We start from the raw sequence: 14270 nt of genomic DNA on the forward strand, positions 1-14270 counted from the left end.
TACCATCGTGAAATTACTGACAGCAACCAATCCGCTTATTTGGGTACAACGACTTACAAAAAGCATGGCGAGCTATTGTAATGCCATGCGTTTAAATAGATGTTATAACCGTAAAAAGAGGCTTGGGACAGGGGTTCGCGTTCGGCCAGCTTATAAGCCCCACACGTAACGGCTTAAGTTAATGGCATTGAGGTGCCCTCCCTGGACCCGCAGTTGATTTGAGTGCTGAATAGTTACGCAAAAAACATCCTTAATGAGCAGCATGGGCAAAGCGAAACTGATTACGCCCCTGCTCCTTGGCGTTATACATTGCCTGATCGGCCAATTTAAGCAGTGTGTCGGCATCCTGCCCATGCTCGGGCAGCAAGGCAATGCCAATACTGGCACCGATTCGACAGATCTCGCCGTGGATGATAAAAGGTTCGCTCAATTCGGCGAGAATTTTGTTGGCAACATGCTCCACCACCACCGGAGCGGTCACATTGGTCAGAATAATGGCAAATTCATCGCCACCCATGCGCGCCAAGGTGTCTGATTGGCGAATCGATGCCTGCAGTCGCTCCACCACCTCAAGCAACAGTTGATCCCCGGCAGCATGTCCCAGACGATCATTGACAGGTTTGAAATGGTCCAGATCGAGGTATAAAACAGCCAGTTTACCCTCGTCACGTTTGGTATAGGCAAGGGCAGTGGACAGAGTCTCATGCAGCAGGCGGCGATTGTAGACCCCGGTTAAAGGATCATGTCCCGCCAAATGTTGCAAACGCTCTTCTGCCTGCTTGCGGGCAGTGATATCCATGCCGGTGGCGATAATTCCCCGTAAAGAGCCATCGGCATGGCGAATCACATTGTTGGACCAGGAGATCAGGCGGGGTTCTCCCGCTTGGGTGATCCAATAGGATTCATGCTGATTGGGGAGCTGCTGTTCGCGCAACTGCTGCCAGATCCGTTTCATCTCTTCATGATTTTCACTGGGTACCAGCAACGGCAACAGCTCTTGACCGAGTACCGCCTCTTCACTATGACCGGTCAACTGCTGACAGGCCAGATTAAAGAGGGTGATGCGTCCTGCAGGATCGGTTACCACCACTAAAGCGGGTGCGGTGTTGAGCAGAGTGGCGGCAAACATCTCTTTTTCCTGGAGAGTCATTTTGGTGGAGCGCAGTTCGATGAGACTGGCCAGGGTATAGGAGATGGTAGTCAAAAATGCCTCCTCCTCCGGGCTGTATTGATGGTTGTCGGGGACATAGAGATTCAGTACCCCAAGCAAAATTTCCCGGGAGAGAATGGGCACACAATAGTGGCCATGCGGACTCATTTCAGGAAAGCGAACATCATGATCGGCGGTGATATGGGGTTGATAGAGCAATTTGCGGGTCAGAGCCGCACGACCGCACAGACAATATCCCAGGGGCAGTTGCGCACAATGCTGCAACAGGTGTGGATGCAGACCCCGTTGGGCAACCAGATTGAGATGTTTGCCCTCCTCGTCGAGGAGAAAAATGGAACCTTTGTAGAGAATGGAGAGCCAGGGGACAGTCAGGATAATGTCGATGGCAACATTAAGCTGTCTTTCCAGGGAGAGGGGTTCAACAGCGGTTTCCAGGAGGGCGCTGATGGCGATACGCGATTGCAGGGCGTTAAGCTCCTGGCGCTCCATGGCCTGCTCGCGGGTGATGTCGTGAAAGAGCCAGAGTTGGCCACAGGGTTTTTCCCGGCAGCTTAAAGGAAAGTTTTTTTGTTCCAGTTGCCGTCCATCTTGAAGCTGAATGATGGTACGTTTGTTGGAAGGGCCGCGCGCGCTGGCAAGGAGATTTTTCAGGGCATGTTGGGTATTGTTCACCTGTTTGCTGAGGGCTGGAATAATCCGGCTGGCCTGTTTGTGCAGTAGGGTTTCGGGAGTAATATTCCAGAGGGAGCAGAAACGGGAGTTGGTATGGGTGATTTTGCCATTGCCATCGACAACCAAAATACCCTGCTCGAAGGCTTCCAGAGTATTGCGCAGAATGCCATCACTGGTTCTAGTGGCCTGAGCCGATTGCTGGACATTTTTTTCCACGCCAAGCAACAGACGGTTGAAAAGCAGGCCGAGGAGAAGAATCAGAAAGATGATGGCCAGGATGACAATCTGCATATGGGTTGTCAAAATCGCACCATAACGGGAGATGTCGATGCTTCCCACCACCCGGTAGACAATTTTGTCATGAAGGTCGCGAATGGGCAGAGAAAAATAATAGCTGTTTTTGTTATCTTTCTCGAAGAGAGTCTGCAACGGTTCCGCATGGCGCCAGTTGCCTGAGGCGAGATATTCGCTCAATCCTGGTGGATAGGGGGTGTTATGTAAACCGATAAAGACCAGATCCGGGAAGCTGGTTGTATCGGTCACCACACCAAAAAGCTGGGAGATGTTGTGCCATTGTTGGGCGTTATAGTGAGGGCGCTCGATAAAGGTATAGAGGGGCAGGCGAAAGCTTTGCTGCAGATTGGCGACAAAGTGTACAATCTCTTTGCCGATTTCCAGATAGCCGATCAGGCGGTCACCATGATGCCAGGGCATGATGGCGCGCAGGTTGAGTGTTCCGTTGCCGCCCACTTCATTGCCAAAGGTGAAACGTCCGCTTTGTGCGGCACGATCGAGGAGGGTGCGTTGGAGGGTATCATTGAAGCGGTCTGGTTGGTGGACGCGCAAAAAGTTGCTTTTGTCGGCCCGATGAAAATAGAGATGGGTGACATGATTGGTTTGCAGAGCCTTCAGGATGGGGAGAGTCTCTTGCAGCAGCAGTTCGCGCTCTTCGGCCAAAAAATGGGCGCGAATGGAGTCGGAGGAGGCGATGGTCACCATCTGGCTGGCAAAATAGGCGGACTGCTCACGCAATTCATAATCCATCTGCTCACTGATAGTTTTAATATCGCGTTGAATGATTTCAATTTTAATTTTTTGCCCCAACCACTGGGCGGAGAGGATGAATGTGAGCAGCAAAACGAGAAAACTGCCAAAGAGAGGCAGCAACAGAGGGCGACGAACAGAGTGGTTGCCACTATCGGGATGGGAATCCATAGTCTGAGCGATCATGATGGGTGCTCCCTGCCATGCGTGGAGAAAACATAAAAATAGTTTTTTATAGATGATAATCGATGTTTGGTGTGTAGAATGCCACAAGAAAGACAAAGGATTGTAACACAATTTATTGCTTATTCAAAAGGGGTAACAAATGGTGCAGGCTATGCTATGTTTTGATAAATGTTGATATAATTATCAATTAATTTTAACAGGGCAAAGATTGTATTGGGTGAGTGGGATGGGAAGGCAAGGAGGAGTGGTCCGTGCAGCAGATGGGTGTGGCTGAGGAGGGAATACGGCTGTTGTGTCGGCAGCCTTTGGCCGAGTTTTTGTTGGATGTGGCGGTGACGCTGCCAGGAAGGGGCTGTACGGCTGTTTTTGGACCTTCCGGGGCGGGAAAGAGCACTTTGTTGCGTTTTATTGCCGGATTGGAGCGGGTAGAGGCTGGGCAGCTCTGGGTGAACGGACAGTGTTGGCAGGATGCGCAGACGGGACGATGGGTGCCGCCACATCAGCGGGCAGTGGGTTATGTCTTTCAGGATGGCCGTTTGTTTGCCCATTTGAATGTGGGGGAGAATCTGCGCTATGGCATGCGCCGGGTGGCTTCCGCCCCGCATCGGGTTGCCTGGGAACAGATATTGGATCTGTTGGGGATTGAATCCTTGCTATCGCGTGCCATCTCTACACTTTCCGGCGGTGAGCGGCAGCGGGTGGCCATTGCCCGGGCTTTGGCGGTTAGTCCAGAGATTTTATTGTTGGATGAGCCGTTGGCAGCGGTAGATTTGCTGCGCAAACAGGAGATTCTACCCTATTTGGAGCGTCTGCATCGGGAGATGCAGATTCCCATGCTGTTTGTCAGCCATGCCCCGGATGAGGTGGCCCGTTTGGCCGATCATCTGTTGTTGTTGCAGCGGGGGCAGGTGGTGGGACAGGGAGCGCTGACCGAGACCTTGGCACAATTGCAGTCACCGCTTGCTTTGGCCGAAGAGAAGGGGGTGGTCTGGCAGATGGTGGTGGCAGAGCGGGCAGAGCAGTGGCATTTGTGTCGGATGCAGGGCGAGGGGGTATCCCTGTGGAGCCGGGATGGAGGAGTGGCGGTCGGAGAGTCGGTACGGGTGCGCATTTTGGCGCGCGATGTGGGGCTCAGTTTGCAACGCCAGGAGCATACCAGTATCCAAAATCAACTGTTGGGGCGAGTCAGCGCCATTGCCGATGATAGCCATCCCGGTTTGGTTTTGTTGCAGTTGCGTATCGGTGCACTGCCGTTGGTGGCCCGCTTGACCAGGCGCTCCTTGGTGCAGTTGGGCTTGCAGGTCGATGCCCAGGTATGGGCACAGGTGAAGGCGGTGGCTCTGCTATAATGCGCAGGCGTTGCTCGGCTCTTTGCCCGCTGTCTGTCGGAGCGCAATACCCTCATGCACGCCATAATTGTTTGACAAATGCGATTGCCCTGGCCCTGCCGCAGTCAACGGTTGAAAAGTGCTGATGGGGGAAGTATATTTGCCCATTGGAGCGGAGTGCTGAGCAACCGCTTCTTTCCCAGTTTCCAGCATGTTTGGAGTCTACAGAGTTATGTTGAATGTCATGCGCCGTGCGGCCAATACATGGGTGATCAAAATGATATTGGTCTTTATTGCCCTGAGCTTCGTGGTCTGGGGAGTGGGAGATTATGTGCGCAAAGAGGGTGAAGAGCCTGTCGCCGAAGGAGGCAACTGGAATATCGGTCCACGGGAATATGCCCTGGCGTATGAAAATGAATTCAACCAATTAAAACAGCGTTTTGGAACAGGTCTGGACAAGAAGACTGCAGAAGTTTTGGGCTTGAAACAACGGGTTTTGGCAGGATTGATCAACCGTCATTTGTTGGATTCGGTGACACGGCGCTTGCGCATGGAGATCTCGCCGGCCACCCTGCAAAACTATTTGGCCAGCAACCCGGCCTTTTTGCGTGGCGATCGTTTTGATAAAGAGCGCTATCAACAGTGGCTGCGTGGGCAGCATATGGTGGCGCGCAACTATGAGGCGATGTTGGCAGAGGAGATTCGTTCAGCACAGCTTTACCGGACTCTGGCCACTGTGGTGGCGGTACCGGATCTCCTGGTGCAGGATAGCTACCAACTGGAGAATGAAAAGCGGGTTGTGGAGATGCTGAAGCTGAAAATCAAAGCTTTGGAGCCGGAAATTGCTGTGACCGATGAGTTGTTGAGCACATTTTTGCGTGAGCATGCGGAACGTTTTATGCGTTTGGCACAGGTCCAGGTGGAATATGTGCTGCTGGATGGCTCCATGGTGCGGGAGGGGATTCAGATTCAACCCGAGGAGATCAAGGAGTATTATGAGGAGAATGGCAACGAATTTCGCCGGGAGGAGCGGCGTTCGCTGAGCCATATTCTTTTCCAGATGACCCAGGAGAGCGAGCAGGCTCAGACCATGCAGCGTGTGGAACAGGCGCAGGCACGCCTGCAGAAAGGGGAACGCTTTGCCGATGTGGCGCGGGAGATGTCGGATGATCTCTCCAAAAGCCAGGGCGGAGCTCTGGGAGAGTTTACCCGTGAGACCGTTGATCCGGCTTTGGAGGGAGCAGCCTTTTCCTTGGCGGTTGGCCAACTCTCTGCGCCGATCAAGAGTGAATATGGCTATCATCTGCTGCAGGTGACCGAGATTCATCCGGCGGAAGCGAAGAGTTTGGCGCAGGCCAGTGAGGAGATCAAAGGGCGTTTGCTGGAGAAAAAACAGCAGGAGCTGGTCTATGAACGGGCCAACAAGTTGGAAGAGAAGGTGGTGGCTGCCGGCAATCTGCAGGTGGTAGCCGAGGCGATGCAGTTGCGTTATCGGCAGACCGGATTGTTCAACCGAGAAGAGGTTAAGGGGGAAGAGGTCGAACGCGAAGAAAAATTTTTGGATGCGGCCTTTGCCACCCCGGTAGGAGAGATGAGCGGGTTGCTGGAGATCAAAGAGGGGCAGTTTGCCGTGCTCAAGGTGTTGCAGCGCAAAGAGCCGGAGTTGAAAACGCTGGAGGAGGCGCGGGAGGCGGTGACTGGTTTGTTCAAAAACGAACGGGCCCATCAAAAGGCAACCGAGTTGATGCAGCAGGCGATTGCGTTATTGCGTGCTGGCAAGAGTTGGCAGGAGGCAGCATCTGTGCATCCCGCCTTGCGGATGGAGGTTTCCGAGCCCTTTACCCGTGGTGGTGGCAAAGGGGGACCGGCTCCGGCGGTGCGCATGGCTGCTTTTCGTTTGAGTATGGAAAATCCGTTGCACAAGGAGGCTTTGGAGGGGTTGGAGGAGATGATTGCCATCCGTTTGCAGAAGGTACAGGAGGCGGATGCGCAGGTGTTGCAACAGGCGCTGCCGACTTTGCGCAGCTCCTTGGAGAACAATTTGGGGCAGGAGCAGATTATTGCCTTCATGAATGGTTTGCGCAACGAGGCCAAGGTGAAGGTGCATAACAAGGTGTTGGAGCGTTTTTAGAGCTTGCGGTGAAGTGGCTCTTTTGCAGTATCTTTGCGTGGGGTGCGGGGAGTTATGGCTAAAAGGTCGTTGAATATACCGATCGTCGAACAGGGAAAAAACCAGGTAGTAGGCAGTTTTTGTGCGACGTTGGATGCGGTTTCTCCTGAGGAGTTGACGGCTTTGGCGGAGTTGAAGCGTTTGCGGGAAGAGGCGGAGCGGGTCAAGCAGGCATTGTCGGTGGCGGCTTTGGAGGAGAGGTTGGCTTTGGCGGAGCAATTGCAGCAGTTGCGTCAGGAGGCGAGTGTGTGGCGGGCGCGGCGTGAGCAGGCAACGCTGGAGAAGCATGTGGCTTTGGGACATACGACGCTGCCGGTACGTGATTATTGATTGCGCAACATAACCATTCACCAGCCAAAACTATTGCGGGTCCAGGGATGGAATCCCTGGGATTTTGCTTGTAATCTTTTAATCTTTGTAACTATTCACCACCCAAAACAACTGCGGGTCCAGGGAGGGCACCTCCCTGGCCGGGTCCAGGGATGGAATCCCTGGGATTTTGTTTTTAATCTTTTGCCTTTGGCGCGCTTTTCAAACCAAGCCGACGCGCTCTTTGCGTCGGCTTAAGCGCCTGATGGAAGCAAGCTGTGCGCATTGGCGCGCATTTTTGCGCCAATGCGCACAGCATCCCCATGGGGGTAGAGCTGGCGAGCCAGCACAAACCTGAATAGTTATTGAGCAACTTTATTCTCAAGCTCGGAGTTGGCGGAGCATGCGGGGTCACGGAAGAGGGGTTTCTGGACCCCGTTTTTCTTTGTGCGGGCAGAGGGCATGGCAAACCTGTGGAAAAAGCGTTTTGCCTTTGCCATGGTTTTGCAACAGGAGAGGTGATGGAAGAGCAGGATCGTCACTATATGGAGCAGGCGTTGCGTCTGGCTCGGCGGGCGTTGGGGCAGACCCGTCCCAATCCGTTGGTGGGGTGTCTGTTGGTGCGCGAAGGGCGGGTAGTCGGCAAGGGCTATCATCGGCAGGCGGGTGGGCCGCATGCCGAGGTCTGGGCGCTGCAGCAGGCGGCTGAGCAGGCGCGTGGAGCAACCGCCTATGTCACTTTGGAGCCTTGCAGCCACTTTGGACGGACTCCCCCTTGTGCCGATGCCCTGTTGCGTGCCGGAGTGGTGCGGGTGGTGGCAGCGCTGGAGGATCCCAATCCCCAGGTGGCGGGTCGTGGTCTGCAGCGGTTGCGGGATGCGGGGGTTGCGGTGCAGGTGGGGCTCTGTCGGGAGCAGGCAGAGCAGCTCAATCGCCCTTTTTTGAGTTGGATTGGCCGTGGTCGGCCTTGGGTAACGGTAAAAATGGCCGCTTCGTTGGATGGCAAAACCGCGACCATGACCGGGGAGAGCCAATGGATAACAGGTCCGGCAGCACGGCGGCGGGTACAGCGGATGCGGGCTGAGCAGGATGCGGTCCTGACCGGGATTGGTACGGTATTGGCGGACAATCCCCGTTTGAACAGTCGTCTGCCGGGGGGGCGGGATCCGGTACGGGTGGTGGTGGATAGCGGTTTACGCACACCATTGCAGGCGGCCATAGTCACCTCTTCGGCGCAGGCTCCGCTATGGATTGCCTGTTGTGAGTCGGTGGCCAAGGAGCGGCGGGCGGTTTGGCAGGAGTGGGAGCGGTTGGGTCGTGTTGCCATCATTCCCTGTCGGGCTACAACTGAGGGGCGGGTGGATCTACTCGATTTGCTGCAAAAATTGGCACAGCGGGAGATCGGCAGCCTGCTGGTGGAGGCGGGGGCGCGTTTGAACGGAGGACTGTTTGCGGCGGGTCTGGTCGATAGCTTGGCGCTTTTTTTGGCGCCTTGTCTGTTGGGTGGAGAGGGGGCAGCGGGTTTATTGGCGGGCGTGGGGGTGGCCCATCTGGCCGATGCCTGGCGTCTGACCGATTGGCGGATGCTGCCGGTGGGCGAGGATCTGTTGCTGGAGGGGAGGGTGGTTCGGCAATGTTTACCGGATTGATTGAGGATGTGGGGCAGTTGTTGGCCATGGAGCATCAGGGTGGTGAATATCTGTTGCGGGTACGTTGTACTTTTCCTATGGCTGAAATTGTGTTGGGCGATTCCATCGCTGTCAATGGGGTCTGCTTGACGGTGACCGAGAAGGGGAGTGATTGGTTTGCGGTACAGGTTTCCGGGGAGACGCTGCAGCACAGCACCTTTGCCCATTTGCGGGTGGGAGCGACACTCAATTTGGAGAGGGCTTTGCCGTTGGGGGGGCGCTTGAATGGCCATCTGGTGCAAGGGCATGTGGATGGAGTGGGTTATGTGCAGCGGGTGCAGCCACGGGGCAGATCATTGGAGATCACCTTTCGGGTGACGGCAGTTGTGGCCAAATATATTGTGGCCAAAGGCTCCATCGCGGTGGATGGGGTCAGCTTGACGGTGAATAGTGTACAGGAGAGTGGGGAAGAGAGCAGCTTTTCGGTCAACATTATTCCGCACACCCAAAAGAAGAGCACCTTGGCGGAACTGATTGTCAACCGGGCAGTCAATATTGAGACCGATATTTTAGGTCGCTATGTGGAGCGTTTGTTGGCTGGAAGCAAAGGGTGTGCGCGCAGTGGCGGCGGGATGGATGAACACTATTTGCGGGAGCGCGGTTTCTAAAGTCTATGGATGCGGGCATATAGGTGTCTGCTGAGGGGATGAGTGAGCGGGGCTTTCTTTGTATTGGGCAGAGGTTATACTCCTCGCGGCCGCCCATCATGATTGCCTGTGCAGTTGCTTTGGGGCAGGCGGTTGTCACCGAGTGGTGATGAGTGCTACAATCGGCAGGATAAAGAGGGTGACAAAACCAGCAATGGAGAAACAACAATTCATGACCGGTCAATTCAGCGCCATAGAGGATCTCATCGACGATTTCCGCCAAGGCAAAATGGTCATTTTGGTGGATGACAAGGATCGGGAAAATGAGGGAGATCTGATTATTCCGGCAGAGTGCTGCACCCCGGAAGCGGTCAACTTTATGGCCAAATATGGCCGTGGCTTGGTCTGTTTGGCCCTGACGCGGGAGAGGGTGCGCCATCTGCAGTTGCCGCTGATGGTGGTGGATAACAATGCCAAGTTCAAAACCGCCTTCACCGTATCGATTGAAGCCAAAACCGGTGTCACCACCGGCATCTCGGCGCATGACCGGGCGCGCACCATTGCCGTGGCCATCGATGATGCCAGTACCCCCTGTGATCTGGTACGACCGGGCCATATTTTTCCTCTGGTGGCCAATGAGGGTGGGGTGTTGGTGCGGGCAGGCCATACCGAGGCTTCCGTTGATCTGTGCCGTTTGGCAGGACGCAAACCGGCGGCGGTTATTTGTGAAATTTTGAAAGATGATGGCAGCATGGCACGGGTGCCGGATCTGCTGCACTTTGCCGAAGAGATGCAGATTAAAATTGGTACGATTGCCGATTTGATTGCCTATCGTACCGCCAACGAAATGTTGGTGCATCGGGCGGTGGAGACCCGTTTGCCCACCATCTTTGGTGGCGAGTGGCGTCTGTTGGTCTACACCAATGATGTGGATGATTATCAGCATGTGGCTTTGATCAAGGGAAGCATCGATTCCAGCCAACCGGTTTTGGTACGGGTCCATTCCGAATGTTTGACCGGTGACCTGTTTGGCAGCATGCGTTGCGATTGTGGCGATCAACTGCATACCGCCATGAAACGCATCGGCCAAGAGGGGTGTGGGGTGTTGTTATATCTGCGCCAGGAGGGGCGTGGCATTGGTTTGATCAACAAGATGCGGGCCTATAACCTGCAGGATCAGGGGTTGGATACGGTGGAGGCCAATACCCAGTTGGGTTTTGCCCCGGATTTGCGCAACTATGGAATCGGGGCGCAAATTTTACGCGACATCGGGGTGCGCCGTCTGCGTATTTTGACCAACAATCCCAAAAAGATTATTGGTCTGGAGGGGTATGGTCTGGAGGTGGTAGAGCGGGTGCCGATCGAGATGCCGGCCAAAGAGGATAATCTGCTCTATCTGGAGACCAAGCAGACAAAAATGGGACATATGTTGCAGCAATTTGCAGAGGTGGCGGACAAGGGAGAGGCAGGATGAGTACAGGACAGAGCGGTGTGGCCGGACGGGGTGAGGCGGGAATTTTGTTGGAGGGACGACTGACAGCGCAAGGGCTGCGCATTGCCATTATCTTGTCGCGTTTTAACAGTTTTATTACCGAGCGGCTGTATGAAGGGGCGATGGACTGCCTGTTGCGCCATGGGGCGCAGGCGGAAGAGATCACCCTGATTCGTACTCCTGGAGCTTTTGAGATTCCTTTGGCCGCACAAAAGGCGGCACAGAGTGGTCGTTATGATGGGGTGATCTGTCTGGGGGCGGTGATTCGCGGTTCGACGCCACACTTTGATTATGTTGCCTCTGAGGTGACCAAGGGAGTTGCTGCACTCTCTCTGGCTTCTGGACTGCCGATTGGTTTTGGTGTGTTGACCACCGATACCATTGAACAGGCGGTAGATCGGGCAGGTACCAAGGCGGGCAATAAAGGTTGGGAGACCGCTTTGTCGGTGATTGAGATGATCGATCTGCTGCGGCAGATGTAGGTGGTGCGCATTCGTGCAGTTGGTGGACAATTTGCGGATAATGTGGGGTAATGGAGACCGATGAACAGCGGCTCAGAAGAACCGGAAGCACCTGAGGTCTCCTTTGCGGAGAAGATTGCCTCTGCCTTGCCACGTCGGGAGGGGGGAGTGCGTGGCAGTCGGCATAAGGCGCGGGAGTTGACTTTGCAGGCGTTATACCAGAGCGAAATCTCTGGCGATGGCATTGGCAGGGCGATTGAGCAGTTATGTGAAGAGAATGGTGGTGGGCATGCCGACTTGGACTATTTCAAGCGGCTGGCCAGTGGCGCTTGGCAGCGTCGCGAAGAGCTGGATGGTTGGATTGCCAAGGCAGCGGCCAACTGGTCGGTGCAGCGCCTGGCAACCATTGATTTGAGTATTTTGCGCCAGGGTGCCTATGAGTTGCTGGCGGAGCGGGAGTTGCCGGTCCGGGTGGTGATCAATGAGGCGATTGAGTTGTCCAAGCGTTATGGGGGGGATGGTTCGCGCTCTTTTATCAATGGGGTGATGGATCGTTTGGCGGCATTGTTGCGTCAGATCCCTGTTGAGGGAGCGCGTGGGCAGGAGAGGGATAGTGAAGCTGCGCCGGATGCGCTTGCGCAGTCGCCGCAAAACCCGGTGATGGTTCCGTGAGAGAAGAAAGATGAGGGATACTTGTGGTGGCTGAAGGATCGATGGAGAGTGTGGCAGCATTGGGGGAGTTTGCTCTTATTGAGCGGATCATCGCTCCAGCGGCGGGCTCCTTGCCTGCGGGAGTGGCTTTGGGAATTGGCGATGATGCGGCGGTGTTGAATGTTCCGCGCACCCAGCAGTTGGTGGTGACTACCGATACCCTGGTGGAGGGGATCCATTTTCTGTCGGATGCCGATCCCTTCTTGTTGGGTCAGAAGGCGTTGCGGGTCAATCTGGCCGATTTGGCGGCGATGGCGGCACAGCCGCAATGGTATTTGCTCTCGTTGTCGTTGCCAAAAGAGACGCCGATCCACTGGGTAGAGGGATTGATGAGTGGGTTGCGGCAGGCGGCTGTGCGTCCTGGGGGTGAGGTGTTTTTGGTTGGTGGCAATACCACGGCTGCGCCCACAGGAGCCCGTTCACTGACCATTACGCTGTTTGGTTTGGTGGGCAAGGATCGGGCGGTTACCCGTGCTGGGGCGCAAGCCGGGGATGATCTGTGGGTGACCGGCAGCATTGGTGATGCGGCCTTGGGGTTGGCTTTGTCCCGTGGTGCGTTGCCTGAGGTCAGTGCAGAGGATCGCCTCTATTTGCAGGGACGGCAGCAGTTGCCGGATCCGCCGGTAGAGTTTGCGCGTGCCTTGCAGGATTCGGCCTACAGTCGTGCGGCGATTGATCTTTCTGATGGTTTGCCAGCCGATTTGGGCCATCTGTGTCAGATGTCCAAGTTGGCGGCACGGGTGGAGTTGGCCAAGATTCCTCTTTCCGAGGCGGCTGCCAGGGTGTTGGCAGCACAGGGAGTGGATCTCTGGCAGCAGTTGTTGACGGGTGGCGAGGATTATGAGCTGCTCTTTACGGCTGCTCCGTCGCTCAGGGTCAACATTGAGCAGTTGGCGGCCCAGTTCCAGGTGCGGATCAGTCGGATCGGGGAGATGGTGACAGGTTCTGGAGTGGTGCTGGAGCAGGATGGAATGCCGGTGCAGTTGCAGGAGAAGGGCTGGGACCATTTGCGTTGATTTTTTGTGCATCCAGGACGGATCGTTTGTGTTACGATCCGTTTTGGGTGGATGGTCGTTGCCTGCCAAATAAACGGGAGCTTTTCGCTGTAGTTTGTCTGCTGTTTTTGTTTGTTTCTGTGTTGTCTGCAGTATCAGTATTAAAGATTGCTGGTGTTCTGAATATCTCTTTTATTGTATTGGTTGCTTGCGCTGATTGATATATGTTATTTATATAATCTTCTTTTGTCTCGGTGAGGTTGAATTGTGAAAATTAAATATTTATTATTTGCTATTCATGCGCTTCGTCGTGGGCAAGAGTCATTTCCTCAATCGGATCGGATCGATAGCAATTATTTTCATTCGGTCACTATGGTCTTGAATTATATTGATAAAGAGATCCAACAGAACAAACCAAGCTCTGCAATATATAATGATTTGTTGAGTAAAGATATTAGTGCAGAGGTTGCGCAATTAATTTTAGACTCTTTGCTGGTGCGGGATGACAGCTCTTTTTTATATCATATGCACAGTAAAGTTTTTTCTGACTTGCAGCGTACAGTGGATTGCAGCATACGTCAGAAGCGTTTTCCCAAGGGGCGCAAAGAGAGCGTTGATGCCGAAGAGTATGCCCAGATGATGCTATGGGTGACGCAACATGCCAAACAGTTGTTTGCAGCATGGGAGCGCTTGTGGGATTTTCAATCGAGGAGCTTGTTTGTTGATTTGCTGCGATTCCAGATCTCTGGTGCGCAGCATGTGCAGTTACCTGTCGATTCATCGACAACCTGGAGCAGGCATAATCAATTTGTAGCCAATATGCGGATCGATCTGCCCTTGCAACAACAATTTCCGCAATTCAGCAGTGGTTCTTTTCGCTGCTGGTTGTTTCCTTTTCAGGGAAGAATGGTTCGTTTTTTGGGCTTTCTTGTGCCTCTGTTTCACTCTTTTGCGATGGATCAATATTTTTTTGTACGTGATGGCTTTCGGATAGTGCCGGAAGAGGGTGATTATGTTATTGATGCCGGAGGGTTTGTGGGAGAATCGGCATTGCGCTTTTCCTGGGCTGTGGGCCCGCAGGGAAAGGTATACAGTTTTGAACCAGTACAGCAACATGTAGATCTTATTCGTCTTAATGCCCGCAACAATGATATTGCTAATATAACAATTATTCCCTACGGATTGTATGACAGGGAGCACGATGCCGGTTTGCTTTCGATCAATACAATCAATTCAAGTTTTTCAGCAGATGAAGATGATAATAATTTGCCGTTGATCATGTTGGATACCTTGTCCAATAATGGCACCATCGAACGAGTTGATTTTATTAAAATGGATATTGAAGGGGCGGAGCTGGCAGCACTAAAAGGGGCTGAGCAGACTATTCGGCGTTTTAGACCAAAATTGGCCATCTCAGTTTATCATAGCAATAACAGAGATTTGTATGCAGTTTCAG

At 53.9% G+C, this 14270-nt stretch carries 11 protein-coding genes; 10 read left to right on the forward strand and 1 reads right to left on the reverse strand.

Annotated elements, in window-relative coordinates; all coding sequences use genetic code 11:
- Window positions 1–250: 250 nt before the first annotated feature.
- A complete protein-coding gene (locus tag EJP87_RS07680; RefSeq protein WP_130471279.1) occupies window positions 251–3073 on the reverse strand; it encodes a diguanylate cyclase domain-containing protein in 2823 nt (940 codons plus the stop codon).
- A gap of 260 nt (window positions 3074–3333) precedes the next feature.
- On the opposite strand from EJP87_RS07680, the gene modC reads away from it, so the two are divergent.
- The 10 genes from modC to EJP87_RS07730 form a co-directional block, all read left to right on the forward strand.
- On the forward strand, window positions 3334–4422 hold the full coding sequence (gene modC, locus EJP87_RS07685; RefSeq protein ID WP_130471288.1) for a molybdenum ABC transporter ATP-binding protein: 1089 nt from the start codon (window positions 3334–3336) through the stop codon (window positions 4420–4422).
- A gap of 211 nt (window positions 4423–4633) precedes the next feature.
- Complete coding sequence (locus tag EJP87_RS07690; protein WP_193771228.1) at window positions 4634–6532, forward strand: SurA N-terminal domain-containing protein; 1899 nt, start codon at window positions 4634–4636, stop codon at window positions 6530–6532.
- 54 nt (window positions 6533–6586) lie between these two features.
- Complete coding sequence (locus EJP87_RS07695; protein ID WP_130471281.1) at window positions 6587–6901, forward strand: hypothetical protein; 315 nt, start codon at window positions 6587–6589, stop codon at window positions 6899–6901.
- A 500-nt stretch (window positions 6902–7401) separates the two neighbouring features.
- The gene (gene ribD / locus EJP87_RS07700) at window positions 7402–8529 is read left to right on the forward strand and encodes a bifunctional diaminohydroxyphosphoribosylaminopyrimidine deaminase/5-amino-6-(5-phosphoribosylamino)uracil reductase RibD (protein WP_130471282.1); all 1128 of its coding nucleotides are present in this window, start codon (window positions 7402–7404) and stop codon (window positions 8527–8529) included.
- Entirely contained in the window at window positions 8514–9176 is a 663-nt protein-coding gene (locus EJP87_RS07705; RefSeq protein ID WP_130471283.1) for a riboflavin synthase, read from the forward strand. The genes ribD and EJP87_RS07705 overlap by 16 nt, the downstream gene beginning before the upstream one ends.
- Before the next feature lie 211 nt (window positions 9177–9387).
- Complete coding sequence (locus EJP87_RS07710) at window positions 9388–10629, forward strand: bifunctional 3,4-dihydroxy-2-butanone-4-phosphate synthase/GTP cyclohydrolase II (protein ID WP_130471289.1); 1242 nt, start codon at window positions 9388–9390, stop codon at window positions 10627–10629.
- The gene (gene ribH, locus EJP87_RS07715; RefSeq protein WP_130471284.1) at window positions 10626–11129 is read left to right on the forward strand and encodes a 6,7-dimethyl-8-ribityllumazine synthase; all 504 of its coding nucleotides are present in this window, start codon (window positions 10626–10628) and stop codon (window positions 11127–11129) included. The genes EJP87_RS07710 and ribH overlap by 4 nt, the downstream gene beginning before the upstream one ends.
- A gap of 60 nt (window positions 11130–11189) precedes the next feature.
- Window positions 11190–11780 (forward strand): transcription antitermination factor NusB, encoded by a 591-nt coding sequence (gene nusB, locus EJP87_RS07720; protein ID WP_130471285.1) that lies wholly within the window; start codon window positions 11190–11192, stop codon window positions 11778–11780.
- A 26-nt stretch (window positions 11781–11806) separates the two neighbouring features.
- Complete coding sequence (gene thiL / locus EJP87_RS07725; protein WP_130471286.1) at window positions 11807–12835, forward strand: thiamine-phosphate kinase; 1029 nt, start codon at window positions 11807–11809, stop codon at window positions 12833–12835.
- Window positions 12836–13081: 246 nt separating this feature from the next.
- Window positions 13082–14270: FkbM family methyltransferase (locus EJP87_RS07730; protein ID WP_130471287.1), on the forward strand; the 1189-nt coding region annotated here is incomplete at its 3' end.

Origin of the sequence: Candidatus Magnetaquicoccus inordinatus (genome assembly GCF_004217665.1) — a bacterium.
GTDB classification, from domain to species: domain Bacteria; phylum Pseudomonadota; class Magnetococcia; order Magnetococcales; family Magnetaquicoccaceae; genus Magnetaquicoccus; species Magnetaquicoccus inordinatus.

Excerpts from the sequence above, each read along its gene's own strand:
- EJP87_RS07705 (WP_130471283.1), top strand. The coding sequence starts at position 8,514 with ATGTTTACCGGATTGATTGAGGATGTGGGGCAGTTGTTGGCCATGGAG.
- EJP87_RS07680 (WP_130471279.1), bottom strand. The coding sequence starts at position 3,073 with ATGATCGCTCAGACTATGGATTCCCATCCCGATAGTGGCAACCACTCT.
- modC (WP_130471288.1), top strand. The coding sequence starts at position 3,334 with ATGGGTGTGGCTGAGGAGGGAATACGGCTGTTGTGTCGGCAGCCTTTG.
- EJP87_RS07710 (WP_130471289.1), top strand. The coding sequence starts at position 9,388 with ATGACCGGTCAATTCAGCGCCATAGAGGATCTCATCGACGATTTCCGC.
- ribD (WP_130471282.1), top strand. The coding sequence starts at position 7,402 with ATGGAAGAGCAGGATCGTCACTATATGGAGCAGGCGTTGCGTCTGGCT.
- EJP87_RS07695 (WP_130471281.1), top strand. The coding sequence starts at position 6,587 with ATGGCTAAAAGGTCGTTGAATATACCGATCGTCGAACAGGGAAAAAAC.
- ribH (WP_130471284.1), top strand. The coding sequence starts at position 10,626 with ATGAGTACAGGACAGAGCGGTGTGGCCGGACGGGGTGAGGCGGGAATT.
- EJP87_RS07690 (WP_193771228.1), top strand. The coding sequence starts at position 4,634 with ATGTTGAATGTCATGCGCCGTGCGGCCAATACATGGGTGATCAAAATG.
- nusB (WP_130471285.1), top strand. The coding sequence starts at position 11,190 with ATGAACAGCGGCTCAGAAGAACCGGAAGCACCTGAGGTCTCCTTTGCG.